Raw genomic sequence first — 25860 nt, forward strand, 5'->3', positions numbered from 1 at the left:
TTAGCGCAAAACCGACCGGTAGACCTCAAGCGTTGTTTCCGTGATGGACTCCCAGGAGAAGTGCTCTTCAGCGCGGCGCCGTCCTGCGATGCCCATTTCGCGGGCACGGGCGGGATCGGCCACAACCTGGTTCAATGCCGCGGCGAAGTCGCTGACGAACTTTTCCGGCTCCAACGGCGTACCCGTGCCATCGGTTACCTGCTCAAGTTCCACCAGAAGGCCCGTTTCGCCGTGCTGGACAACCTCGGGAATGCCGCCCGTGGCACTGGCCACCACTGCGGCACCGCAGGCCATGGCTTCGAGGTTCACGATGCCAAGGGGCTCGTAGATCGACGGGCAGGCAAAGGCCGTGGCGTGGCTGAGGACCTGGATGAGTTCCCTACGCGGCAACATCCGCTCAATGAGAATGACGCCCTCACGCTTGGCCTGCAGTTCCTCAATGAGGCGTGCGGTTTCGGCAGCGAGCTCGGGAGTGTCCGCAGCGCCGAGGCAGAGCACCAACTGGACGTTGTCAGGCAGGCTTGAGGCGGCTCTCAGCAGGTACGGCACGCCCTTTTGACGTGTATTGCGGCCAACGAAGACCACGCTGGGCTTGGCGGGATCGATGCCCAAGGCCCGGATTGCATCGTCCTCTTCATCACGTTCCCACAGGGAGACATCGATTCCGTTATGGACGACGCGCACCTTGTCCGGGTCCACGTCAGGGTAGCTGCGCAGAATGTCCTGCCGCATGCCATCGGAGACGGCGATGATCGCCGCCGCAGCCTCATAGGCTGTCTTCTCCACCCAGGAAGACAAGGCGTAACCGCCACCCAGCTGTTCGGCCTTCCACGGACGCAGCGGCTCCAGGCTGTGAGCGCTGAGTACGTGCGGAATGCCATGGAGCAGCGAGGCGAGGTGTCCAGCCATGTTGGCGTACCAGGTGTGCGAGTGGACAAGGTCCGCCCCCGCAATATCCGGAACGATCCTCAAGTCGACGCCGAGGGTCTGGATGGCAGCGTTGGCATCGCCGAGGTCTTCGGGTGTGGCGTAGGACGCCACCGAAGCCCCGTGATAGTCGGTGTCACGGGGCGCGCCGAACGCCCGAACATGAAGGTCGACGTGCTTTGCCAGCACCCGGCTGAGCTCGGCAACGTGGACACCGGCACCGCCATAAATTTCCGGAGGGAATTCTTTAGTCACAATGTCTATTCGCACGCTAACCAACGTAGTCGTTCCGGCGTATGTGTTCTAGTGTGAAAGAGTCCGGAAAATCGGACTTTTGGGGGATACGAAGACGTACGGGGAGCTGTGACCATGGCGTTGAAGAAAGTTTTGGCAATCGTATTGGCAGGCGGGGAAGGCAACCGACTCATGCCGCTAACGGCGGATCGGGCCAAACCAGCCGTTCCGTTCGCAGGCGGCTACAGGTTAATTGACTTTGCACTGTCCAATCTCGTTAATTCGGGATATTTGAAAATCGTCGTGCTGACGCAGTACAAATCGCACAGCCTCGACCGGCACATCTCGGAAACCTGGCGCATGTCAACGCAGCTGGGCCGCTATGTGGCATCTGTACCGGCGCAGCAGCGCGTGGGCAAAAGTTGGTTCCTTGGCAGTGCCAATGCAATTTATCAGTCGCTGAACCTCATCCACGATGACGCCCCGGACATCGTGGTAGTGGTCGGCGCTGACCACGTGTACCGCATGGATTTCTCCCAAATGGTGGAGCAACACATTGCCAGCGGCGCCAAAGCCACGGTTGCTGCAGTACGGCAACCGCTGAACATGGCCAACCAGTTCGGCGTGATCGAGGTAGACCAGAACGATCCCCGGAAGATCGCCGCGTTCGTGGAAAAGCCGGCCAGCACCCCCGGGCTGGCAGCCGACCCCACGCAGTTCCTGGCCTCCATGGGCAACTACGTCTTCAACGCAGACGCCCTCGTTGAAGCGCTGCATGTGGACGCGGAACGCCTCGATACCAAGCACGATATGGGTGGCGACATCATTCCTTACTTCGTGGACCAGGGAGAAGCCGGCGTCTATGACTTCACCCTTAACGACATTCCCGGTGCCACCGACCGCGACCGGACCTACTGGCGCGACGTCGGTACCATTGACTCGTTCTACGACGCTCATATGGACCTGATCTCCCCCGTGCCGATCTTCAACCTCTATAACTCCGAGTGGCCGATCTACACGCGCCAGAGCATCTCGCCGCCAGCGAAGTTTGTCCGTGGTGAGAACAACACAGTGGGAACAGCCCTGGATTCCATCGTTGCCAGCGGCGTGGTGGTTTCCGGCGGAATCGTTGAGGGATCCGTCCTCTCCAACGACGCCTATGTGGCTGCCGGCAGCCGGGTCCAGGACTCCGTGCTCATGGATAAGGTCCGTGTGGGCGAGGGCGCCGTCATCAAGAGGGCAATCCTGGACAAAAACGTCAAGGTGCCTGCGGGCGCGGCCATCGGCCTGGACCCCGCCTTGGATAAGGCCCGAGGCTACAAGGTCACCGAATCCGGCATTACCGTGCTGGCAAAGGGTCAGGTTGTCCCCGAGCCCGGTGAAGCCGAACTTGCGTTGTCCGCACAGCATCGGCGTGGGTTGCCGGAAGCGGTCAAAGCGGCCACGCATGACGATCCCGATATCCGCGACTCAGCGGAAAAGGTGGCAGCCGGCATCCAATCACGCGTAGCGGACGCCGCTGCGCAGGGTGCGTCGCATTAGCCCGTAGGCGCACCGCCGGCACCCACAGAACCCGAGGCAGGCCACTGGCTCCCAAGGCTGTAAAATCAGGTCAATGAGCTCCACCGATCTGACGCCTGAAGAGATCCAGGCCTGCCTCAAGGTTCTGACCACGATCCACGTCTACGACGAAGAGCACCCGGACTACGTTGCTGTCCGCCGTGCCACCGGCAAGATGTTCAAAGCCGTCAAACGGCACCGGCGCGTCACCAAGCGCGACTCCATCGCGGAAGCAGACAGGGCTGTCATTGCCCTCACTGCTACCGCCGCCCCGGACCGCATCGACGACGAAACCCGCGGAAACAAGCTGGCCCCTTCCACCACCGGGGAAATTGCAGGGCACCTCATTCGCTCCCGCCCCTGCTACATCTGCAAAAAGCACTACACGCAGGTTGACGCGTTCTACCACCAGCTTTGCCCCGAATGCGCGGCTTTCAGCCACAGCAAGCGCGATGCCCGCACTGATCTCACGGGACGGCGCGCATTGTTGACCGGCGGGCGCGCCAAGATCGGCATGTACATTGCCTTGCGCCTGCTCAGGGACGGCGCCCACACCACCATCACCACCCGCTTTCCCAAGGACGCTGCGCGTCGATTCGCTGCCATGGAAGACAGCGGCGAATGGTTGCACCGGCTCCGGATTGTGGGCATCGATCTCCGTGACCCGGCACAAGTGATGGCTCTGACCGACTCTCTTAATGAAGCCGGCCCGCTGGACATTATCATCAACAATGCAGCTCAGACCGTGCGACGCTCGGGCAATGCGTACAAGCCCTTGGTCGATGCAGAAGACGAGCCCTTGCCGGCGGCGCTTGAAGTTGCCAACGGTGGGCCCGAGCTGGTGACCTTCGGGCACGCACATGACAAGCACCCGCTTGCCCTCGCCAGCAGCGTCACCGAACACCCGGTGCTGGCCGGCGATGCGATCACCTCTCTGGCGCTCTCCACGGGATCAGCATCTCTGGAACGCATTGAATCGGGAACAGCGATCGACGCCGGCGGCCTGGTTCCGGACCTCGCCGCCATCAACAGCTGGACCCAGGTGGTGGACGAGGTGGATCCCTTGGAGATGCTCGAGGTCCAGTTGTGCAACGTTACGGCGCCCTTCTTGCTGGTCAGCCGTCTCAGGGACGCCATGAAACGGTCCACAGCCCACAGGAAGTACATCGTTAACGTCTCTGCCATGGAGGGCCAGTTCTCCCGCGCCTACAAAGGCCCGGGACACCCTCACACCAACATGGCCAAGGCTGCGTTGAACATGATGACCCGGACCAGCGCACAGGAAATGCTGGATTCCGATGGCATCCTCATGACCGCGGTAGATACCGGATGGATCACTGACGAACGGCCGCACTACACGAAGGTCCGGCTCATGGAGGAAGGGTTCCATGCTCCTTTGGACCTGGTGGACGGTGCTGCGCGTGTCTACGATCCCATCGTGATGGGTGAAAAGGGCGAGGACCAGTACGGGGTCTTCCTCAAGGACTACAAGCCGTCTCCTTGGTAGAAAGACGTTAAATTTTGAGTACAGACAAGGCCCTTAAGAGCGACTCTTAAGGGCCTTGTCTGTACATAAACTCCTAGGCGAGGCGGGTAATCTCCACGGATACAGAGAGTCCCGAACCGCCTCCCCCTGACAAGATGCCCTTCAAGGGCGGAACGTCCCGGTAGTCACGGCCGCGTGCCACTGTGACGTGGTAATCCCCTGCAGGCTTGTGGTTGGTGGGGTCCCAACTGCGCCATTCTCCATCCCACCATTCCAGCCAGGCGTGTGATTGGCCGGCTACGGTTTCGCCGATGTCCGCCGAGGACCGGGGGTGGATATAGCCGGAGACGTACCGCGCCGGAATGCCGCTGCAGCGTAAGGCACCGATCGCCAGGTGTGCCAGGTCCTGGCACACGCCCTGGCGTTGGGACCAGGCCTGTTCGGCATTCGTGGTGACGCCGGTAGTGCCCTTCATATACGTCATCTCACCGGCCATCCACGCGAACACTGCGAGAGCGGCCTCATGGGGGTTCTTTCCCCGCACAACGTCGGGAATGATCCCCAGGACTTCCTCGCCTGGCCCGCTAAGACGGGACTGAGGCAGCCAGTCGCTGAACTCGTCCTGGACCTTCTCCGAGGCTATGACGTCCCATCCCACGATGTCATCCTCGGTTGCCACCCGTTCCGTGCGGTGCACCTCAACAGTGGCTGTAGCGAGGACTTCAAGGCTTTCGTGCGGCATTTGCATATCGAACGCGGTGACACGCGTTCCCCAATAGTCACGGTAGGTGCTGACGGATGCCTGATGGGGTGAAACTTTCAGCGACGCCTCCAGGACCACTTGTTGACCGTCGGTCAGCGGGGTCATGCGGGCCTCGTTATAGGACAAGGTCACGCGTCGGTTGTACTTGTAGGCGGTTTTGTGAACGATGCTCAGCCGGGTCATGAAACTTCTCCCACCCAGGCGTGCTCGTCAGCCTGATTGAAGTACTTACGGGAAATTGCGTCCGACGCTTGAGTCACTGCCTTCTGCACACGTTCCATGTGCTCGGGCAGTTCGGACATGAGATCGTCCGTGCGGTGGAACTCCAGGAAGGTGCGGGCCTGGCCCACGATCCGTCGGGCATCGTTGATGAACCCGACGCGCTGCGCCGAAGGATCCAACTTGGCCAGGCAATCATCGGCATCACGCAAGGCATACACAATCGAACGCGGGAACAATCGGTCCAGGAGCAGGAATTCTGCCGCGTGCTGGTCCCCGAATGCAGCCCTGCGGGTCCGGATGAACGACTCATACGCTCCCGCACACCGGAGCATGTTGACCCATGACATCCCAGCGGATTGGACATCGCGCGTGGACAACATGCGGGCCGTCATATCGGCGCGTTCCAGTGAGCGGCCGAGCACCATGAACAACCAGCTCTCATCGTGGCTGACCGTGGTGTCCGCGAGCCCGCGGACCATGGCGGTGCGCTCCAAAACCCAATTGCAGAAGCGGTAGGTTCCTACAACGTCCTTGCGATGCTGATTGAGGCCGTAATAAGTGGTGTTAAGGCTTTCCCAAAGGGACTGTGAGACAGTCTCGCGGGCCCGGCGTGCATTCTCACGGGCTGCGCCCAAAGAACCCGCTATGGAGGATGCGCTGTGCTTGTCATAGGCCAGCGCATGGAGGAGTTCGGGGAGGCCGAACTCTTCCCCTTGCGGCTTGGCACCCATCACGGCAAGGAGCTCCCGCGCGACGCTTCTCTGTTCCTCAAGGGGCAGGTGGTTCAAACGCTCAAGGTGTACATCCAAAATTCTGGAAGTACCGTCGGCACGCTCAACATAGCGTCCGATCCAGAAGAGTGACTCAGCAATGCGGCTCAGCATGGAACTGCCTCCTTCGCGTGGTGCAGATCGAAGTTCAAGTGTTGGTGGAGCGCGTTCACTGCTGCTGCTCCGTTTGGCGGTCCCGCCAATTGCTTTCCACCGGCCACACGGATACCTGCTCACGTATGGTGACGGATTGGCGGGGAATAATCTCGGCCGGCAACTGCGGCGAGTCAGCCAAAACCCAAGTGTCTTTGGAACCGCCACCCTGGCTGGAGTTCACTATCAAAGAGCCTTCTTTGAGCGCCACCCGGGTGAGGCCTCCGGGCAGGACCCAGACGTCGTCGCCGTCGTTGACTGCGAAAGGACGCAGGTCCACATGCCGCGGCCCGAACTTGTCGCCGGAGAGCGTCGGTACTGTGGAGAGCTGCAGGACAGGCTGGGCGATCCAACCGCGGGGATCGGCAATGACGCGCTTGCGCAAAGCGTCAAGCTCGTCCTTCGTGGCATCCGGTCCGATGACCAGGCCTTTACCACCGGAACCGTCCACAGGTTTGACCACCAGTTCGTCGAGGCGGTCCAGAACATGCTCCCTGGCTTCCTTTTCCTCAAGCCGGAAAGTGTCAACGTTGGCGATGATCGGCTCTTCGTGAAGGTAGTACCGGATCAAGTCAGGGACGTAACTGTACACGAGCTTATCGTCCGCCACCCCGTTGCCTACAGCGTTGGCAATAGTCACCCCTCCGGCCCGTGCGGCGTTGACCAGGCCCGGGCAACCGAGCATGGAATCCGAGCGGAACTGCAACGGGTCCAGGAAGTCGTCATCGATGCGCTTATAAATCACGTCCACGCGCTGCTCACCGGCTGTGGTGCGCATGTAGACACGGTTGCCGCGGCAAATGAGGTCCCTGCCTTCAACGAGCTCGACGCCCATGAGCCCTGCAAGGAGGGTGTGCTCGAAGTAGGCGCTGTTGAAGACGCCCGGTGTCAGGACAACCACGGTGGGGTCGTCCACGCCTGCGGGAGCGGTCTTGCGCAGTGCGGAGAGGAGCCGCCTGGGGTACTCCTCCACAGGCCTGATGTGCTGTTGGCCGAAAGCCTCGGGCAAACCCTTGGCCATGGCGCGCCGGTTCTCCAAGACATAGCTGACGCCCGAAGGTACGCGGACGTTGTCTTCAAGGACGCGGAAAGTTCCGGCAGCATCCCTCACGACGTCGATCCCTGAGACATGGACCCGGACGCCACCTGACGGTTCGAAGCCGTGCACCGCGCGGTGAAAGTGCGCGCTGGTGGTCACCAGCTGCCGGGGAATCACGCCGTCGGTGACAACGGCCATTCGTCCGTAAACGTCATTGAGGAAGGCCTCAAGTGCCTTGACGCGTTGGGCTACGCCTCTCTCCAGCACATCCCACTCATCGGCGGGAATGACGCGCGGGACAATATCCAGGGGAAACGGCCGCTCCTCCCCCGCGTAGTCGAATGTCACGCCACGGTCCAGGAAGGTGCGCGCCATGGAGTCGGCACGGGCGGTGACATCGGCCAGGGAAAGCTCGCGGAGAGCCCCGGAAACCTGACCGTAGGATCTTCTGGCAACGTGGCCTTGGGCAAACATCTCGTCATAGGCGCCAGTGCGGGAAGCAGCCTCGGAGTAATCCTGGAATAGGTCAGACATGGGATTCAGGTAATCACCTTTTTGAGTCGAGCGCATTTCGCGCTGGTTGTGTCGCCGTTTCCGGGTGCTCCCGGTTCGCCTTCCGTGCCCCCATCCGGCAGGGTTGAGGCATGCCCTTCAACAGTCCCGCGCCCCGCTTGTCCCGGCTGGGGCCAGGCTTGGTCCTGAGCATCGCCGCCACGGGTCTTGCCTTCGCGATCCACAGCGTCTTTCCGGCTGTCCCGGCGATGACGCTAGCCGTTGCCTTGGGACTGCTTTCAGCAAATATACCGGGCACGGCTATCCTGGCCGCGGGGCGCGCCCGGCCAGGCCTGGACTTCGCGGGAAAGCACCTTATGCGTGCCGGAATTGTGCTCTTGGGCTTCAAGGTCAGCATCGGCGACGTCATCGGCCTGGGGTGGCTGTCGTTGCTGCTGATCGCCGGGGTTGTCCTGGTGAGCTTTGCGGGAACCTATGGGCTGGCGCGTCTGCTGCGTCTGCCCGGGGAAGCTGCCCTGCTCATTGCCACCGGCTTCTCCATCTGCGGCGCATCCGCGATCGGCGCCATGGCAGCTGTGCGACGCATCAAACATCAAGACACGGTGCTCCCCGTGGCACTGGTAACCCTCTGCGGTACCCTCGCCATCGGTGTTTTGCCGCTGCTCATGCACCCCTTGGGCCTGAACCCTGAACAGTTCGGAGCGTGGACAGGCGCCTCGGTGCATGACGTCGGCCAAGTAGTTGCCACTGCGCAAACTGCAGGTACATCGGCGCTGGCGATCGCCGTCGTCGTCAAATTGACGCGTGTGGTCCTACTGGCCCCGGTTGCGGCTGCCGCCGGGGTGCACCAACGAATCATCCATGTAAGGAAGCGTGCCAGCAGCACAAGCGATGGGGCTGGTGGTATCGACGGGCGGTTCCCGCCGATTGTTCCTCTGTTTGTGGTCGGGTTCCTCGCCACGGTGGCACTGCGCTCACTGGGCTGGGTGCCGCAGACCGGTCTGGAAATGGCGGCCGCTGTCCAGGACATCCTCCTGGCGACTGCCCTGTTCGGGCTGGGTTCGGCGGTGCGTGTACGCACCCTGATTCATACGGGAGGGCGCGCCGTTCTGGTGGCGCTGGGCTCTTGGCTGCTCATCGCATCGCTGGGCCTGGGGGCCGCGTGGATCATGATTAGATAGCTGTGTGTCGAATCACAATCTCTCGCGCGATGAAGCCGCAACCCGTTCAGCCCTGATCACCACCCACAGCTACGACGTCACCCTCGATGTCCGCGACGCGGCAGATCCCGCCGTCGCCGGTTACCCGAGCATCAGCACGGTCACTTTCTCAGCCGAACCCGGCTCCGCCACCTTCATGGATTTCATCAGCGGCGGCATCGAGTCCGTAGTGCTGAACGGCCTGACGCTTGACCTGCGGTCAGTGGTGGACCGTCACAGGATCATCCTGGAAGGCCTCGCTGCCGAGAATACCGTGACGGTGACAGGGACGGCGCTGTACAGCCGCTCAGGCGAGGGAATGCACCGCTTCGTGGATCCTGCGGATGGCCAGTGCTACCTCTACACGCAGTACGAACCGGCGGACAGTCGCCGCGTGTTCGCCAATTTCGAACAACCGGACCTCAAAGCCGAGTTCACCTTCCACGTGATCGCTCCAATCGGCTGGGAAGTCGCTTCCAACGGAGTTGAGGTGGCCCGCACGCCGGTTCAGGGCCAGCCGACTGCCGCGCGGTGGGATTTTGCCGCTACCAAGCGAATGTCCACCTACATCACCACGGTCCTTGCCGGCCCCTACTTCAAGGCCACGGACCACTGGGGAACAACGCTCGACGACGGCACTCGCCTGGACGTGCCACTGGCACTTTACTGCCGGGCTTCGTTGGCCGACTCCTTCGATGCCGATCACCTGTTCGGGTTGACCAAGAACGGTCTGGCCTTCTTCAACGACCTTTTCGCCTACCCCTACCCTTGGGGCAAGTACGATCAAGCGTTCGTGCCCGAATACAACCTCGGCGCCATGGAAAACCCCGGGCTCGTGACATTCACTGAAAAATACGTGTACGCCTCACGGGCCACCGACGCCCAGTACCAGGCCCGCGCCAATACCCTCATGCATGAGATGGCCCACATGTGGTTCGGAGACCTGGTGACTATGAGTTGGTGGGATGACCTCTGGCTCAAAGAGTCGTTCGCCGACTACATGGGGACACTGGGGGTGGACCGTGCCACGGATTGGGACACGGCATGGGTGAACTTCGCCAGCAAGCGCAAAGCCTGGGCCTATGTGCAGGACCAATTGCCCACCACGCACCCGATCGTGGCGGATATTCCGGACCTTGAAGCCGCCAAACAGAACTTTGACGGGATCACCTATGCCAAGGGTGCGTCGGTGTTGAAGCAGCTGGTTGCCTATGTTGGCTTTGATGCCTTCATTGCAGGATCCCGTCAGTACTTCAGGGATCACGCCTTCGGGAACACTTCCCTCCAGGATCTCCTGGCGGCCCTCAGCGCGGCCTCGGGACGGGATCTGGCCGGATGGGCCCGGCAGTGGCTGCAGACATCCGGCATCTCCACTATTTCGGCCGAGATTGTGGAAGACGACGGGATACTCGGTGCGGTGACGCTCCGGCAGGACGCCATCGATCCCCTCACCGGTCACCAGGAACTCCGTCCGCACCGTATGCGGCTGGGCCTGTATGACGCCGACTCAACGGGTGCCTTGGTAAGGACCGAAAGCATCGACGTAGACGTTGCAGGACCCAGCTCACTGGTGACGGAATTGCAGGGAAGGCGCCGGCCAGCGCTGCTCCTGGTCAACGATGACGACCTCAGTTACGTCAAGGTCCGGCTGGACAGCCGATCCGAACACACGGTAAGGACATCACTGAACAGGATTTCGGATCCTATGGCACGTGCTCTCTGCTGGACTGCGCTTTGGGATTCGGCCAGGGATGGCGTCACACCGGCGGCCCGTTACGTGACCGCCGTCGAGCAGTTCGCGCCTTCGGAAACGGGTATAGGTGTCCTGCTCAACGTGCTGGGCAACGCTGCCAGTGCCATCGAGCGTTATGTCTCCGCGGCCACGCGCGAGGGCGTGCGGAAGGATTTTCTGGGAGTAGCCGCTGAGCAGTTGATGGCTGCTGTTCCCGGCTCTGACCAGCAACTTGCCTGGGCCAGGACCGTGGCTGAGGTTTCCAGGCACGGTGCCAGCCAGCTCCCCCTGGTGCGGGGAATACTGGAAGGCACCACCGTGGTGGAAGGCCTGGCCGTGGACGCTGAACTGCGCTGGAGCCTGTGGCAGGCGTTGGCAGCCCATGGGCAGGCGACCCTCGCTGAGCTGGACCGGGAGCTTGACGCTGATACCACAGCATCGGGCAAGGAGGGCTATGCTCTGGCCTCGGCCGCCCGTCCGGAGGCCTCAGTTAAGGCCGCAGCCTGGGATTCCATCGTCAACAGCGCCGGTCTTTCCAACGAGATCCTCAGCGCCACCATAGCGGGGTTCGTCACTGCTCCCGGAGAGCTTCTTGAACGCTACATCGAGCCCTACTTCGAGTGCCTTGAACGAGTGTGGTCCGAACGGAGTATTGAAATCGCGGGCCGAATAGTCCGTGGACTCTTTCCCGGAGCCCAAAATCTCTCCGAAGGCATGCGGCCCACTGAGCACCCTGTCCTCATCCGGGCGGACCAGTGGTTGCATGACCACCCTGAGGCGCCCCGTGCCCTGCGCCGCATCCTCATCGAACAACGGAGCCACCTGTTGCGGGCGCTGACCTCCCAAGCGGCAGGCTGAACGACGGGAAAGGTTGACAGCAGGATAGGTACACCGGAAATGACCCGGGGAACGCCTAGGGAACCCGGTTCAGCCATTCCTCAGTGCCAAACTTCTCATTCACACGCTGCCTGGCTTCGTCGAGCTCACTATCGGTGAGCCGTGATTCAACGGCACCGTAGCGTTCGATGAAGACATCCTTCATGGCCTCAATGATTGCCGACCGTGCAAGACCTGTCTGGCGACGCAGGGGGTCCACGCGCTTCTTGGCGCTCCGGGTTCCTTTGTCCGAGAGCTTTTCCTTGCCGATGCGCAAGACCTCCACCATCTTGTCGGCGTCGATGTCGTAGCTCATGGTGACGTGATGGAGCATGCCGCCGTTAGCGAGCCTTTTCTGTGCGGCACCACCGATCTTGCCTTGATCGGTGGCGATGTCATTCAAGGGCACGTAGAAGGCAGTAATGCCCAGTTTCTCCAAGGCTGCCATGACCCAGGCATCGAGGAATGCGTAGGAGTCAGCAAAGCTGATGCCGTCCACCAGCGTCTGCGGCAGGTACAGGGAATAGGTGATGCAGTTTCCGGCCTCCATGAACATGGCACCGCCACCACTGATGCGACGCACCACGGAGATACCATGCCGCATGACCCCGTCCGGATCCACCTCGTTCCGCACCGACTGGAAGCTGCCGATCACCACGGATGGTTCTTCCCAGTCCCAGAACCGCAACGTGGGATTGCGTCGACCGGCTCCCACTTCTGCCGTGAGCACCTCATCCAGCGCGACGTTCACCTGCGTGGGCAGGACTGACGGTGGGATGACTTCCCACTGGTGGTCCGCCCAGCCTGTGGCCTTGGACAGTGCGCGACGGACTGCTACCGCCACCGCTTCGGCGGAGAAGCCGAACATGACGGTGTTTTCGGGGAGGCCGCCCGTGACGGCAGCGGCGATGTCCGCCGCTGTTGAGTCTTCAGGAAGTCCGGTCAGCGCGCGGTTGATGTCCTCAAGGGCTTCATCGGGCTCCAGGAAAAAATCGCCGCTCAGCGAAACATTGGTAAACCGTCCATCAACCACCACCAGGTCAACTACTACGAGTTTGCCGCCCGGTACTTTGTATTCGCCGTGGAGGCGCGTGCCGTCGTCATGGGTGGGCTGTTCGTGGGCAGGGTGGGAAGTCATGGTTTCCATCTTGCCGGAAAACGCAAAAGCCCGCATTGCCGGAAGTCCAGCAATGCGGGCCTTGAAAGCCTTGGGGTGAAGTGGGTTACTTCGAGCCGCCGAAGCCCTTGAAACGAGCGTTGAAGCGCTCGACGCGGCCAGCGGAGTCCATGATGCGCTGCTTGCCCGTGTAGAACGGGTGGGACTCCGAAGAGATTTCGACGTCGATAACCGGGTAGGTGTTTCCGTCTTCCCACTCGATGGTCTTCGAGGAAGACACGGTGGACTTGGTCAGGAACTGAGTACCGGAGGCCAGGTCGTTAAAGACAACAGCTTCGTACTTCGGGTGGATATCAGACTTCATAATGGGACCTTTTGTTCACGCAACTGGATTTTGCCAGCTGCCAGGTATGAATGGAGGTGGTCCGTGGCTGCAATGCGAACATTCCAGCGGGCGGGCCAACAACCAATCATAGCGGAAACGCCCATGCCAGACGAACCGGACTCAGTGCTGCGGACGAAGCTCCCAGAACGCCACTGCCGAGGCAGCTGCGACATTGAGTGAGTCCACACCTGCGCGCATGGGAATCTTCACGGTGAGGTCGACGGCGGCCAGCGTCTCCTCACTCATGCCGGCACCTTCGGTCCCCAGCACCAAGGCGAGTTTCGGGTAGTTTCTGGCGGCGAGTTCGTCCAGGGTCAACGCATCATCGGTCAGCTCCATGGCGGCCACCGTGAAGCCTTGCTCCTGCAGGCCTGCCAAGCTCTCAGGCCAGCTTTCCAAGCGCGCCCACGGTATTTGGAAGACCGTTCCCATGCTGACCCGAACGCTGCGCCTGTATAAGGGGTCCCCGCACCTGGGCGATACCAGCACGGCGTCCACACCCAGCGCCGCAGCTGAGCGGAAGATGGCGCCAACGTTGGTGTGGTCCACGATGTCCTCCAGCACAGCCACGCGTTGCGCGTTGCTAAGGAGCTGCGCCAGCGGAACGGGGGCTGGCCGGTGCATTGCAGCCATCGCTCCGCGGTGCAGGTGGAAGCCGGTGATCTCTTCCAGCAGTGCAGCTTTGCCAATGAAAACCGGAACGTCGGGATACGCCTGGAAAACATCGTCCAGGTCCTCAAGCCACTTCTCCGCCAGGAAAAAGGAGCGTGGCTGATGGCCTGCGGCCAGTGCCCTGCGGAGGACCTTGGAGGATTCGGCGATGTACATGCCTTCCTGGGGCTCCCGGAGCTTCCGAAGATGAACATCGGTCAGCGTTGTGTAGTCGCTGACGCGGGGATCCTCGGCCGACTCAAGGTAGTGGAACGTCAAGGTGCGGTCACTTCAGCAGGTTGGCGATCATGAAGCCCAGTGCCACGATGCCGAGGACGAAGATCACGGCCCGCAGGACCTTCGGGGACAGCTTTCGGCCTACCTTTGAACCGATCAAGCCGCCAATGGTGGAGCTTACGGCGATGATGAGGACGAACAACCACTCAATACGGTCGAACGCAAAAATCAGGTAGGAAACGGCGGCAACCATGTTGACGCCCAGCACCAGGATGTTCTTCATGGCATTCGCGTTTTGCATGGTGCCTGAGAGGAAGACCCCCAGAATCCCCACCAGCAAGATTCCCTGTGCTGCCACGAAGTAACCTCCGTATACGCCCGCCAGGTACACGAGGACCACTAAAAGGACGTCGTGATTTCGATCGCGGATGGCATGCTCGGGGTTTTGTTCCCTGTTCTTCACCCAGGACTGCAGCTTGGGCTGGAAGACCACCATCAGCAAAGCCAGTATCAGCAGCACTGGGGCTACGTAGTGGAACACCTTCTCCGGAAGGTGGAGCAGCAGCCAGGCACCGGTAATGCCGCCCAGCAACGAGGCCGGCAAGAGTTTCATCAATTGCCGACCGCGGCCGGCGAGTTCGCGCCGGTAGCCCCAAGCGCCGGCGGCGTTCCCCGCCACCAGGCCCATGGCGTTGCTCATGGAGGCAACCACTGGCGCTGTGCCAATGGCGATGAGAACGGGGAATGTAACAAGGGTGCCGGAGCCGACGACGGCATTGATGGTGCCGGCCCACAAGCCCGCGAAAAAGACCAGGATGCTGCTAAGAATCTCCACAGTAAGTTACAGAACTCCTCTAGCGCCGGGCAGTAGCCGTGTAGCGGCCGGCGTTCTCCGAAACATCCAAGGCCAGGCCGAAGGTGTTGCTGAGGTGCTCGTCGGTGAGTACTTCCTTGATGGGCCCAGCCGCGACCACTCCGCCTTCGCGCAGCAGCATGGCGTGAGTGAACCCTGGCGGCACTTCCTCAAGGTGGTGGGTGACAAGGACCATGGCCGGAGCTGCTTCGTCACTGGCGAGTTCGCCCAACTTGTGGACCAGTTCTTCGCGTCCCCCGAGATCAAGGCCGGCTGCGGGCTCGTCCAGCAGAAGCAGTTCGGGGTCTGTCATCAGTGCGCGGGCAATCTGGACACGTTTGCGCTCACCCTCGGACAGGGTGGCGAACGTCCGGTTCAGGAGAGGACCCATCCCCCAGTCGTTGAGCAGGGCAAAGGCGCGGCGTTCGTCGTCGCGCTCATAGCCCTCGCGCCAGCGGCCGGTAACTCCGTAGGCAGCGGTCACCACAACGTTGAGAACGTTCTCGTGTTCGGGAATCTGGGTGGCAAGAGCGGCGGAGGAAAGTCCGATCCGGGGTCGCAGTTCAAAGACGTCTACGCGGCCCAGGGTTTCGTCAAGGATTCCGGCCTTGCCGCTGCTTGGGTGCAGGCGGGCGGCAGCAATCTGGAGGAGGGTGGTCTTGCCGGCTCCATTGGGTCCCAGGATGACCCAGCGTTCGCCTTCGTTGACCTGCCAGTCAACCTTGTCCAGCAGGGTCTTCTTGCCTCGGACAACGCTGACGGAAGCCAATTCCAGAACATCACTCATAGCAGTAGACACTAGGACAAAAATCCATATGACTGATAACCGGCAGTGAAGCAGGCTCTGTGTGGCGAAATGAATTCGGGCGCGTGCAACGCCCTCAGTAGGATTGGGGCCATGACTTCGAACTTGGCTGCAGTCAGCTATGGCGTGAACTTGTCCCCCGAATCCCTCGACAATGTGCGGAAGACGCTGGCCGATGCCGGCGCGGCAGTGTCATCGGAATCACAGGGTGGAGACGAGCGCTTTGGAGTGCACACGGCCGCTCTCCTGGTGGGCGGTGACACGGATGTGGAACTGCGGACCATGCGTCGGCTGGTGGCAGAGTCCGCAGAAGCAGGGGTGGATACAGCCATCGTGCCTGAATCGTTGCGCCAAGCCACCCGCAAGCTTTTGATCATGGATGTTGATTCCACGCTGATCCAGCAAGAGGTCATTGAACTGCTGGCAGCGCACGCTGGCAAACGCGAGGAAGTCGCTGCCGTCACCGAAGCCGCAATGCGCGGCGAGTTGGACTTTGCCCAGAGCCTCCACGCCCGCGTTGCCGTCCTCGCAGGCCTGCCTGCCGCCGTCGTCGATTCTGTTCGCCAAGAGGTGCGCCTCAGCCTTGGTGCGGCAGAACTTGTGGCGGCTTTCAAGAAGGCGGGCCACGTGGTGGCGGTGGTGTCCGGAGGATTCAATCAGATCCTGGGTCCGATCGCTGATGAACTCGGCTTGGACCATTGGATCGCCAACGAGCTTGAAATCGTCGACGGCGCGTTGACCGGTAAGGTGCTGGGCGCGGTGATCGATCGGGCCGCCAAGGAAAAGTACTTGCGCGAGTGGGCGGCTGCTGAGGGCATCAGCCTTGAGCACACCATCGCAGTGGGCGACGGTGCCAATGACCTTGACATGCTCAGTGCTGCCGGCATTGGAGTTGCTTTCAATGCCAAACCTGCTGTTCGCGCGGTGGCAGACGCCGTGATCACCATGCCGTATTTGGACGCCGTGCGGCACATAGCCAACGTGTGATTGCAGGGGCGCATTTTCCCCGAGCCCCTCTCCAGTCCCCTCGCAAAGCACCGGCGCGGTTATCCCGCCGGTGCTTTGACGTATCTGCGTGCCCGTTATCGACGCTCAAAACGTAAAGACCCGATCTGAAACAGTAAAACCAATTTCGTGACGCAGAAACAGAAACAATTTATACAATTGTCATTCTTTCTGGTGACGGAATACCCTCGATGGTAGCCGAGGGCGTATTTCAGTCTCCGATGCCCCTTAATTGTGTAAAGTGGAGATTCTTATCAATATCTCCGCATTATCAGCGGTTGACCGGAATGACGAAATTCGAGGGTAGGAAGTGGGCCGTTCAGAGCGCACATGGAAATGGTGGAAACGCGGCGAAGGCTACCAATCCAACGCCCATGAACAAGATGGCGCGGAAGGTCCCTTGTCACCCTTGCTTGAGATCCTCCACTTGGATCTTGATGACGACGACGCAAGCCGGTTTGCCGACTTCACAGAAACTCCCGATTACTCAACAGAACAGGAACTACCGGATATGAGCACACTGGACGAAGCCATAAAGCAACTGCTGGCCATCGAAGGATCAACTGGTGCTGCCGTGGTGGACTACTCCAGCGGCATGGCCTTGGCCCAGGGCGGAAGCCCCGGCTTTGACCTCGGAGTTGCTGCAGCCGGCAACTCCAACGTGGTGAGCGCCAAGTTGCGTACCATGGCCGACCTAAGCCTTGACAGCGACATCGAAGACATTCTTATTACCTTGGGAACGCAGTACCACCTCATCAACGTACTGAACTCGAGCGGCTCCAAGGGGCTGTTCGTCTACCTTGTGCTTGACAGGACCTATGCGAACCTGGCGCTTGCCCGGCACAAGCTCAAAAACCTCGCCAAGGACATCACCATCTGATCTTTCGAGGAAAGTCACTAGGGGCGGTGGCGCATCATGCGTCACCGCCCCTATTGCCGTGGCAGGGATCCAACGCGTCAAATTCTCGCGCGCCGGGCCTCGCTGCTGCCTGATTCAAATTTCACGCCCAACATATGGTGCACCAGCACATCTTCGTTGGTGTTGGCATTGGCCTCGATGGTCACGAGTTCGCCGTCTCGCATGACACCCACCCGGTGGCACCAGCTGATCAGTTCGGACAGGTCCGAGGACAGGAGAATAATGGCCACGCCTGTTTGGCTGAGCTCGTTGAGCATCTGGTAGACCGCTTCCTTGGCGCCGATGTCGATTCCGCGGCTCGGATGGCTAAGGATCAAGAGGTCGCAGCCTGTGGTCATCCACTTGGCAAGCTGCACTTTCTGGCGGTCGCCGCCCGAAAGCGTACTGATGTTTCCGTGGATGTTGGTGGTGCTGATGCGCATGCGTTGAATGACTTCCGCAACCCCACGAAGCTGCGTGATCTCATCCCGAAGGCTCGTTTCTCCCCCTTCCACGCCTCGCTGAAGGCCTGCCACTATGGTTCCCGTGGCCTGGTCAGCGTCGAGGGCATCGGACAAGTATCCGATCTTCAACCGCATGGCATCCTCGACCGACCGTATCTGCACTGCTTGTCCATGCATGAGCAGGTGGCCTGAGGTGCCGGGGCGGACGCCCGCCAGCGCTTCGACCAACTCGTAGACGCCGGAACGATGCGTTCCTGCCAAGCCAAGAATCTCGCCCCTGCCCACACTGAAGGTAATGTCCCGAACCCTGTCCCCCACGCTGAGGGACACTACCCGCAGGACCTCATCAACCTCGGCGGGGTCGCTGGGCCTGGCGCTGCCTTCCAGTTCGTGCTGAAGCAACAGGAAGGCCAGTTCGTCGACGTCGGTATGGCTGGCCTCCAGGATTTTGTGCACCCGGCCTTCCCTGAGTATGGCTATGCGGTGGGCAATGGATCGGACCTCGTCCAGGCGATGGGTGATGTAAATGATGGCCCGTCCTTGCCGGACGAGCATGCGCAGAACCTGATGGAGCACGGCGACGTCATGGTCCGGAAGCGATGCAGCAACCTCGTCCATGATGACGAGCTGGGCTTCTTCGGCGACCATCCTCAGGACTTCCACCAGGGCTTGCTCAGCACGGATGAGGGATCCAGCTTTGGTGTCCGGATCCAGGCTGACGCCGATGTCACCGATCAGCTGGCTTGCTTGCTCACGGAGTTCCTCGTGGGGCCTGTCTGCCTGGAACGTACCGCGAAAGATGGCTTGTGCGATGGTTAGCTGGGGGTCGATCCTGAAGTTCTGCGGGATGAGGCCGACTCCGCAGGCTTGCGCTTCATCAAGGGATTCCGGCCCATACTTTTCTCCCGCCAGCGTCATCAGCCCGGCGTCGTGTTGATGCAAGCCGGCCAGTACACCCATCAGCGTGGTTTTTCCCGCACCGTTGGTTCCGATCAAACCCAGGATCTCGCCTCGTCGTACCGAAAGTGCAACGCCTTTGAGGATTCGCCGCTGATCGTATGATGCATGAATATTATCGGCGTGCAATAACAGGTCCAACGAAAGCTCCTAATGCAAGGGGACAATAATCGCCCTGTGAGTCAACCGAGTAGCTTCCACATGCTGCATGAGGTTGCTGAGTGTATCTAAACTCCCAACCCGGGGTTGTGCGGCCCGTTGATAACCAAGGGCGAGGGCGCCTTTGAGAGTCAATCAGATCAAATCCCATATTGCAAAGCGATTGCCGTAAAACAATAAAGCGCATTTCGTGACGCGAAAATCAAAATAATTGTTGGAATCGTTATTGTTCACACGCCAAGGCGTGTTTAAGCAGCAGAGGCCCGGGACACATGTCCCGGGCCTCTGCTGGAGTGGTGTGCGAAGGCTACTCTGACGTTTTGTCGAAGTAGTCGGCGCCGCCCACATATTCAGTGTGGCCGGATTCGACGTCGGCGGTCACCATCTTTGCCACCTCGGCTGCGAACTCCTCCACGGAGTAGAGCTTGCCGGCTTCCGCGCGGCGCGCTTCGATAGCGCCCGGGTTGGAGCGATCAAGCAACGTGGCAGTCACGGTGCCCTCGATCATATCGCCGGACACAACCACCAGTGAGATGCCCTTGTCCGCAAGGTTGGGCAGGAGGGCGCGCAGGGCATCCTCACCGGCGCGCTTGCTCTTTGCCACAGGCTCATACTCGGGCATAGTGGGCACGGTCTCCACAAAGTGCGCCTGGTGGCTGGTGACGAATACCACGCGAGATCCCTCGGGCATGAGGGGAACAGCCGCATTGAGCATGTTGACCTGGGCATCGCGGTTCAGCTTGAGTGCGTACCCCTCCTCCATGCCGGATTCCATACCGCCGGAGGCATTGAGGACCAGGATATCGAGGGAGCCGAACTCTTCCATCGCGGTGCTGGCCAGTGCGTGAACTCCTTCATCGGTAGTGAGGTCTGCGCCGACGGCGGCTGCACGTCCACCTGCAGCCTGGATCCCGGCCACTACCTTGTTGGCGCGAGGCGCCTTCTGGCGGTAGTTGACCACGACGGCGGCGCCCTCACCTGCGAGGATCTTGGCAACTTCGGCGCCAATTCCGCGGGAGGACCCTGTGACGATCGCGGTCTTGTTATCCAGCATTCCCATTCGTGCTCCTTTTGTTCACTTCATCCAAATTCGGTGGGCTCGGGTTCCATCATGCCAGCGGCACGGGAGAAATCCGTTGTTGCCCTCGAACAAAAACTTATGTGCGGGCTAGTTGCCTAGTGGCCCATCCCCAGGCCGCCATCCACAGGAATCACGGCTCCGGAGATGTACGCGGCCTCGTCACTGGCAACCCAGCGCACCACGTTTGCTACCTCGGAAGCTTCAGCGAAGCGTCCGGCGGGAACGTTGGCCAAATAGGACTTCTGCGTTTCCTCCGGCAATTCAGCAGTCATATCTGTGTTGATGAACCCGGGTGCAACAACGTTGGCCGTAATGCCGCGGCTGCCGAGTTCGCGCGTCAGCGAGCGTGCAATGCCCACCATGCCTGCCTTGGAAGCGGAGTAGTTGATCTGGCCGGGGGCGCCATAGAGACCGGAAACCGACGAGATGAGGACAACGCGGCCTTTCCGCAACCGGATCATGCCTTTGGAGGCCCGCTTGATGACACGGAAGGCGCCGGTGAGATTGGTGTCCAGGACTGACGTAAAGTCGTCCTCGCTCATGCGCAGCAGCAGCGTGTCCTTGGTAATGCCCGCGTTGGCAACCAGTACCTCCACAGGGCCATGCGCCTCTTCGACAATCTTGAACGCAGCGTCAATCGACGCCTCGTCCGTGACGTCGGCCTTCACCCCCAGGATGCCCTCAGGCAATTCTGATTCACTGCGGTAGGTGACAGCCACCTTGTCTCCATTGGCAAGGAAAGATTTGGCAATGGCGAGGCCGATGCCCCGGTTGCCGCCGGTGATCAGGACGCTGCGGCCGGTGGTTACTGCTTCAGACATGGGTTTGCTCCAGGTTCCGCGGCATTTGCCAGGCCGCTATGAGAGAGGGATTTTCTGAGTTGATCCTATCTGGCGGGCGCTGCAACCGGCGGGTAACCGGTCATCAGTGTGGTTTGGGCGAGTACGTCCTTGGTGAGAGAATTGATGAAGGCCTTTGGAGCGTGATGATTCAGTTGTGACACGAGAAAATAGTCCCCTGCAGCAAGTGCCCGGGGAACCGGACGCTTTTTCCGGTGCCCCCGAAGTCCACAGCATCACAGACGCCGCTGCTGCCCACTCCGAAGACATGCGTGATCGCATGGTCAAGTACGCGGTAGCCATGGGTATTCGCATGGTCTGTATCATCCTCATTTTTGTGGTCGATGGCTGGTTCAAGATCATTGCCATTGTGGGCGCCGTCTTCCTGCCGTGGATTGCGGTAGTCATAGCCAATGGCAATGACAAGGCCGAGGACCATAGCGAGTCCTTGTTGGACTACGTCGCCGTCCCTGAATTGGAACGTTCCCCCGAGCCTGAAGAAGCTCCCGTGGACGCCCCAACCGTGCTCCAAGGTGAACTGGTGGATGACGAAACACCTGGCACATCAGGAGGCCCGGCCACGGGCCATTCAAGCGATGCCGGACAGTCCGGCGACGAACGGGCGGCTTTATGAATATCTTCAACCTCGGCGGCCCGGGTGCGGCCAGCGGGGAGTCCGGACGCGCCACGGCTACGGCAACGTGCTCCCGCAAAGGTTGCCGCGCCGGCGCAGAGTGGCAGCTCCTGTGGAACAACCCGCGCATTCACACGCCGGATCGCCGTAAGGTGTGGCTTTCGTGCGGCGAACACCGGGACTGGCTGGAGGATTACCTGCAGACGCGTGGCCTCTGGAAGGAAACACTGCCGTTCAAGGCCAGTGAAGCAACAGCGAATGAGGCTGGCTGAATGTACCGTTTTCTCTTCTCCAGCAAGTGGCTGGGGTACTTCGTGCTGGCTGTTATTTTCGCCACAGCCTGTGTCTTCCTGGGGCGATGGCAGATGGACCGCCGGGCTGAGACGTTGGCAGAAATCAATCGGGTGGTGAGTAACTACTCGGCCACCCCCATCCCCTACGCCGAGATCAAGGACGAGTTCGACTCCCTGGACCCTGAACGGGAATGGACGCAGGTTGAGCTACGGGGCAGTTATGACCTCGACGGGCAGCGGGTTGTGCGCAACCGGCCGCTTAACGGCCAGCCAGGCTACGACGTCGTGGTTCCATTCCGGCTGACTACAGGCGAAGCAGTCGTGATCGACCGCGGCTGGCTACCCATCGGCAACAACACACCAGGCCGGCCTGACGTGATCCCTGCTCCACCCACTGGTGAAGTAACTGTGGTGGCCCGTCTCAAGCCTGCCGAACCCAAGCTGGATCGTGGCGCGGTTGACGGTCAGCTGGCTTCGATTGACCTCGCAAGCTTTGCCGAGGAACTCCCTTATCCAATCGCAACAGGTGCTTACGGGCAGTTGGCCAGTGAATCTCCTGCAGTGCGGCCGATGCCCACGCCTTTCCCCAAGCCGGCCACTGAGGAAGGGACGCACCTCTCCTACTCACTGCAATGGTTCGCCTTCGGCGTCCTGATGTTCATCGGCTTTGGATACGCTGCACGGCAACAGGCCCGGAACGCCGCCATTGATGCCGAAGACGAAGAGGACGAGCAGATCATGGCCGCGGGTGGCACGCCCAGGAAGCGTGCCCCCGCTCCCCGGAAAAACAAGCGACCCACGTCCGAAGAAGAGGAAGACGCCATCCTTGATGCTCAGGGCTACTGATCCGGTTCACGATCCGGTGCTCAATGTCCGGTCCGCTTTGACTGCCGCCGGCGCCGAGGACACCGTCCGGACATTCGAGGAAAAGGTCCCTACAGCTGCCGCCGCTGCTGCTGTGTTGGAATGTGAAGTCGCGGCAATCACCAACAGCCTGGTCTTCGAACTTGATGGCGAGCCGCTGCTCATCCTCGCAAGCGGTGCGGCGAAGGTGGACACGGGGCTTGTGGCGGAGAAGCTGGGGGCCGGCAAAATCCGCCGCGCAAAACCCGACTTCGTGCTGGAACACACAGGCCAGGAAGTAGGCGGAGTAGCGCCCGTAGGCCACCCCAGGAAACTCCGCACCATCCTGGACACCTCGCTCCAAGAACACCCACTTCTCTGGGCAGGAGCCGGAGACCACAACTCCATGTTCTCCATCAGCTACGAAGAACTAGCGCGCATCACCGACGCTGAAGAACTCCGGGTCCGCTAGCTGCATCAGCCTGCGGGGGTGACCCCACCGCGAGCGAAGCGACGAGGTTGATCTGCGTAGCGTGCGTCTAAGCGAGGAACGAGCGAGCACGCGGCAGATCGAGCACGCCGCGCAGCGGAACGCAACCAGACGCGACGCAGCGGACGCAACACGCGCGCAGCCGAACGCAACCAGGGCTTACGCCAGCGTGATCAAGTCCAGGTAGTCCTCGTTCCAGTGGTCTTCAACACCGTCCGGGAGCAGCACAACGCGCTCCGGGTTCAGCGCCGACACGGCACCTTCGTCGTGGCTGACCATGACGACGGCGCCACTGTAGTTCTTGAGCGCACCCAGGATCTCTGCGCGGCTGGCCGGGTCCAGGTTGTTGGTGGGCTCATCGAGGAGCAGCACGTTGGCGCTGGAGGCAACAATGGTCGCCAGGGCCAGGCGTGTCTTCTCACCGCCGGAGAGGACGCCGGCGGGCTTGTCCACGTCGTCGCCGGAGAACAGGAACGAGCCCAGGATGCCTCGGACTTCGGCATCCTTCATGTCCGGAGCTGAAGACCGCATGTTTTCCAGGACCGTTCGGTCGACGTCGAGGGTCTCATGCTCCTGGGCGTAGTAGCCCACCTTGAGGCCGTGTCCGGGGATGATGTCGCCGGTGTCAGGCTTATCGACGCCGGCCAGCATGCGCAGAAGAGTGGTCTTGCCCGCACCGTTGAGTCCAAGGATGACCACCTTGGAACCGCGATCGATTGCCAGGTCCACGTCCGTGAAAATCTCCAGCGAACCGTAGGACTTGCTCAATCCCTCCGCAGTCAAGGGGGTCTTGCCGCAAGGAGACGGATCCGGGAACCGCAGAGCTGCCACGCGGTCGTTTTCGCGCACTGCCTCCAAGCCGCTCAGGAGCCGCTCTGCTCGCTTGGCCATGTTTTGGGCAGCGACGGCCTTGGTTGCCTTGGCGCGCATCTTGTTGGCCTGGTCGATCAGGACCTGCGCCTTCTTTTCGGCGTTGGCGCGTTCACGCTTCCGGGCGCGTTCATCCGTTTCGCGCTGGAGCAAGTAGCGCTTCCAGTCCATGTTGTAGTAATCGATCTGGGCGCGGTTGGCGTCCAGGAGGAAGACCTTGTTCACCGTCGCCTCGAGCAGGTCGGTGTCGTGACTGATCACGATCAAGCCACCCTGGTGGTTCTTCAGGAAGTCACGCAGCCAGGTGATGGAGTCGGCGTCAAGGTGGTTGGTGGGTTCGTCGAGGAGCAGGGTCTCCGCATCGGAGTACAGGATGCGCGCCAACTCCACACGGCGGCGCTGGCCACCGGAAAGGGTCTTGAGTGGCTGGTTGAGGAGGCGATCCGGCAACGCAAGGTTGGAGGAGATCGCAGCAGCTTCAGCTTCCGCTGCGTAGCCACCGCCCGAGAGAAACTCAGCCTCCAGGCGGTCATAGCGATTCATGGCTTTACGCTGGACCGCCGCGTCATCGCTTGCCATATCCTCGTGGGCCTTCTTCAGCTTGCCCACCACCACATCCAGGCCGCGGGCCGAAAGGATGCGGTCACGGGCGAGCTGTTCCATGTCCGGAGTCCGCGGATCCTGTGGAAGGTAGCCGATCTCACCGCTGCGGGTGACTTTACCCCCGGCGGGGAGCCCTTCGCCGGCGAGGACCCGGGTGAGTGTGGTCTTGCCGGCACCGTTACGTCCGACGAGTCCAATCTTGTCCCCTTTGTCCACCCTGAAGTTGACCTGGTCCATGAGCAGGCGTGCGCCGGCGCGGAGTTCGAGGTCCTGGACGGTAATCAATTCGGGTGATGCCTTTCAATGGGGAACGCTCGCGGGGACCGGTGGGTCCGATAAGTGCGGCGGGGGCGGCCGTGAGAACAGCCTGTTCAAGTCTACCGGTACCTAGGCCGCTGCCTGACATCGGTCCTCCCAGGAGGAAACTGTGCTGACGGCCAAAGAATTCCGGGTCAGTGTTGTGGAAAGACTCCAAAATCCCGATTCCGTTCCCTCCGTACTCTCGACAACAGGGGAAACAAAAACATCCATCGCATCGCATTACACCCGATAGGACCGTCATGAGCCAGACCAACTCTTCCACTTCCGCTGCCACACTGCAGCGAACCGCGTCCTCCCGAAAACGCTGGACCGCCACAGACCTGGGCCTCATCGCAGTTTTCGCTGCCCTCGTAGCGGCATCGGCAATTGTCCCGGGCATTCCGGTAGGAGCCCTTGGGGTTCCCATCACTTTGGTGACGTTGACGGTGATGCTCAGTGGACTGGTGCTCGGAGCCGGGCGCGGTTTCGCCGCCGTCGGGCTTTACGTGTTGCTCGGCTTCGCCGGTCTGCCGATCTTCAGCGGCGGGCGCAGCGGTTTGGGTATCCTCGCCACGCCCTCCGCCGGTTACATCATCGCGTTCCCGCTGGCGGCAGCCGCGACCGGTTACCTAACATCGGTGGTCATCCGCAGGACAGTCAAGTTCCGTGCACTGTGGCTCTTCGCAGCGACCATGGTGAGCAGCATCGTGGTTATTCACGCCCTCGGCGTCCTGGGCATGATGGTCAATGCCAAGTTGGATTTCACCAAGGCCTTCCTCGCAGACCTCCCTTTCGTCCCCGGCGATATCATTAAGAACGTCCTGGCCGTGATCATCGCCGTGGCAATCCACAAAGCCTTCCCGGATGTCTTGGTACGCCGGGTCAAGTAAGCGGGAACAATC

24 protein-coding genes are annotated in these 25860 nt (G+C 61.0%); 11 read left to right on the forward strand and 13 right to left on the reverse strand.

The window, feature by feature from the left end:
• Entirely contained in the window at positions 1-1197 is a 1197-nt protein-coding gene (gene glgA, locus HAV21_RS05160; protein WP_166840731.1) for a glycogen synthase, read from the reverse strand.
• A gap of 93 nt (positions 1198-1290) precedes the next feature.
• Here glgA and glgC point away from each other — a divergent pair, with 93 nt between their 5' ends.
• Together glgC and HAV21_RS05170 are read left to right on the forward strand one after the other, a co-directional pair.
• Positions 1291-2703, forward strand: coding sequence for a glucose-1-phosphate adenylyltransferase (gene glgC, locus HAV21_RS05165; RefSeq protein ID WP_347877606.1), 1413 nt, complete (start codon positions 1291-1293; stop codon positions 2701-2703).
• Positions 2704-2776: 73 nt separating this feature from the next.
• Positions 2777-4228, forward strand: a complete 1452-nt coding sequence (locus HAV21_RS05170) for an SDR family NAD(P)-dependent oxidoreductase (protein WP_142939197.1) — start codon at positions 2777-2779, stop codon at positions 4226-4228.
• 73 nt (positions 4229-4301) lie between these two features.
• Here HAV21_RS05170 and HAV21_RS05175 read toward each other — a convergent pair whose 3' ends face one another.
• From HAV21_RS05175 to HAV21_RS05185, 3 genes are read right to left on the reverse strand one after another with little or no spacing between them, the layout of a single operon-like run.
• The gene (locus HAV21_RS05175) at positions 4302-5153 is read right to left on the reverse strand and encodes a transglutaminase family protein (RefSeq protein WP_142939198.1); all 852 of its coding nucleotides are present in this window, start codon (positions 5151-5153) and stop codon (positions 4302-4304) included.
• The gene (locus tag HAV21_RS05180) at positions 5150-6076 is read right to left on the reverse strand and encodes an alpha-E domain-containing protein (RefSeq protein ID WP_142939199.1); all 927 of its coding nucleotides are present in this window, start codon (positions 6074-6076) and stop codon (positions 5150-5152) included. Before HAV21_RS05180 ends, HAV21_RS05175 begins: the two co-directional genes overlap by 4 nt.
• Positions 6077-6131: 55 nt before the next feature.
• Positions 6132-7688, reverse strand: coding sequence for a circularly permuted type 2 ATP-grasp protein (locus tag HAV21_RS05185; RefSeq protein ID WP_142939200.1), 1557 nt, complete (start codon positions 7686-7688; stop codon positions 6132-6134).
• A gap of 110 nt (positions 7689-7798) precedes the next feature.
• Between HAV21_RS05185 and HAV21_RS05190 the strand changes: the two genes are divergently transcribed.
• Both HAV21_RS05190 and pepN read left to right on the forward strand, forming a co-directional pair.
• Positions 7799-8848, forward strand: a complete 1050-nt coding sequence (locus tag HAV21_RS05190) for a putative sulfate exporter family transporter (RefSeq protein ID WP_166840735.1) — start codon at positions 7799-7801, stop codon at positions 8846-8848.
• Positions 8849-8852: 4 nt separating this feature from the next.
• Positions 8853-11456: an aminopeptidase N gene (gene pepN / locus HAV21_RS05195; protein WP_166840737.1), complete on the forward strand. Its 2604-nt coding sequence runs from the start codon at positions 8853-8855 to the stop codon at positions 11454-11456.
• A 55-nt stretch (positions 11457-11511) separates the two neighbouring features.
• Here pepN and HAV21_RS05200 read toward each other — a convergent pair whose 3' ends face one another.
• The 5 genes from HAV21_RS05200 to HAV21_RS05220 all read right to left on the reverse strand — a co-directional run bounded on the left by HAV21_RS05200 (position 11512) and on the right by HAV21_RS05220 (position 15504).
• Positions 11512-12612 carry a biotin/lipoate A/B protein ligase family protein gene (locus HAV21_RS05200; RefSeq protein ID WP_208095880.1) on the reverse strand — a complete coding sequence of 367 codons (1101 nt, stop codon included), beginning with the start codon at positions 12610-12612 and terminating at the stop codon, positions 11512-11514.
• A gap of 85 nt (positions 12613-12697) precedes the next feature.
• Positions 12698-12955 (reverse strand): type B 50S ribosomal protein L31, encoded by a 258-nt coding sequence (locus HAV21_RS05205; RefSeq protein WP_142939204.1) that lies wholly within the window; start codon positions 12953-12955, stop codon positions 12698-12700.
• A gap of 141 nt (positions 12956-13096) precedes the next feature.
• The gene (locus HAV21_RS05210) at positions 13097-13906 is read right to left on the reverse strand and encodes an RNA methyltransferase (protein ID WP_166840742.1); all 810 of its coding nucleotides are present in this window, start codon (positions 13904-13906) and stop codon (positions 13097-13099) included.
• 7 nt (positions 13907-13913) lie between these two features.
• Positions 13914-14699, reverse strand: a complete 786-nt coding sequence (locus HAV21_RS05215) for a sulfite exporter TauE/SafE family protein (RefSeq protein WP_142939206.1) — start codon at positions 14697-14699, stop codon at positions 13914-13916.
• A gap of 19 nt (positions 14700-14718) precedes the next feature.
• Positions 14719-15504 (reverse strand): ABC transporter ATP-binding protein, encoded by a 786-nt coding sequence (locus tag HAV21_RS05220; protein ID WP_062068735.1) that lies wholly within the window; start codon positions 15502-15504, stop codon positions 14719-14721.
• Positions 15505-15615: 111 nt separating this feature from the next.
• Here HAV21_RS05220 and serB point away from each other — a divergent pair, with 111 nt between their 5' ends.
• On the forward strand, positions 15616-16509 hold the full coding sequence (gene serB / locus HAV21_RS05225; RefSeq protein ID WP_166840743.1) for a phosphoserine phosphatase SerB: 894 nt from the start codon (positions 15616-15618) through the stop codon (positions 16507-16509).
• Positions 16510-16936: 427 nt separating this feature from the next.
• Positions 16937-17407 carry a hypothetical protein gene (locus HAV21_RS05230; protein ID WP_243753096.1) on the forward strand — a complete coding sequence of 157 codons (471 nt, stop codon included), beginning with the start codon at positions 16937-16939 and terminating at the stop codon, positions 17405-17407.
• A gap of 77 nt (positions 17408-17484) precedes the next feature.
• Here the strand turns inward: HAV21_RS05230 and HAV21_RS05235 are convergent, their stop codons facing one another.
• From HAV21_RS05235 to HAV21_RS05245, 3 genes are all read right to left on the reverse strand, one after another.
• Positions 17485-18987 carry a sugar ABC transporter ATP-binding protein gene (locus HAV21_RS05235; RefSeq protein ID WP_166840745.1) on the reverse strand — a complete coding sequence of 501 codons (1503 nt, stop codon included), beginning with the start codon at positions 18985-18987 and terminating at the stop codon, positions 17485-17487.
• Between the two features lie 325 nt (positions 18988-19312).
• Complete coding sequence (locus HAV21_RS05240) at positions 19313-20065, reverse strand: SDR family oxidoreductase (protein ID WP_142939209.1); 753 nt, start codon at positions 20063-20065, stop codon at positions 19313-19315.
• Between the two features lie 116 nt (positions 20066-20181).
• Positions 20182-20907 (reverse strand): beta-ketoacyl-ACP reductase, encoded by a 726-nt coding sequence (locus HAV21_RS05245; RefSeq protein ID WP_142939210.1) that lies wholly within the window; start codon positions 20905-20907, stop codon positions 20182-20184.
• A 154-nt stretch (positions 20908-21061) separates the two neighbouring features.
• Between HAV21_RS05245 and HAV21_RS05250 the strand changes: the two genes are divergently transcribed.
• The 4 genes from HAV21_RS05250 to HAV21_RS05265 are packed head-to-tail and all read left to right on the forward strand — an operon-like array spanning position 21062 to position 23167.
• A complete protein-coding gene (locus tag HAV21_RS05250) occupies positions 21062-21559 on the forward strand; it encodes a DUF3099 domain-containing protein (RefSeq protein ID WP_166840747.1) in 498 nt (165 codons plus the stop codon).
• On the forward strand, positions 21556-21831 hold the full coding sequence (locus HAV21_RS05255) for a hypothetical protein (RefSeq protein WP_142939212.1): 276 nt from the start codon (positions 21556-21558) through the stop codon (positions 21829-21831). The genes HAV21_RS05250 and HAV21_RS05255 overlap by 4 nt, the downstream gene beginning before the upstream one ends.
• Complete coding sequence (locus HAV21_RS05260; protein ID WP_166840748.1) at positions 21832-22698, forward strand: SURF1 family protein; 867 nt, start codon at positions 21832-21834, stop codon at positions 22696-22698.
• On the forward strand, positions 22682-23167 hold the full coding sequence (locus HAV21_RS05265; RefSeq protein WP_166840750.1) for a YbaK/EbsC family protein: 486 nt from the start codon (positions 22682-22684) through the stop codon (positions 23165-23167). Before HAV21_RS05260 ends, HAV21_RS05265 begins: the two co-directional genes overlap by 17 nt.
• A 177-nt stretch (positions 23168-23344) precedes the next feature.
• Here the strand turns inward: HAV21_RS05265 and HAV21_RS05270 are convergent, their stop codons facing one another.
• Entirely contained in the window at positions 23345-24943 is a 1599-nt protein-coding gene (locus HAV21_RS05270) for an ABC-F family ATP-binding cassette domain-containing protein (RefSeq protein WP_062068715.1), read from the reverse strand.
• Positions 24944-25218: 275 nt separating this feature from the next.
• Between HAV21_RS05270 and HAV21_RS05275 the strand changes: the two genes are divergently transcribed.
• Positions 25219-25848, forward strand: coding sequence for a biotin transporter BioY (locus tag HAV21_RS05275; protein ID WP_166840752.1), 630 nt, complete (start codon positions 25219-25221; stop codon positions 25846-25848).
• The last annotated feature ends 12 nt before the right edge of the window (positions 25849-25860 follow it).

Origin of the sequence: Paenarthrobacter sp. MSM-2-10-13 (assembly GCF_011605365.1) — a bacterium.
Taxonomy (GTDB): Bacteria; Actinomycetota; Actinomycetes; order Actinomycetales; family Micrococcaceae; genus Arthrobacter.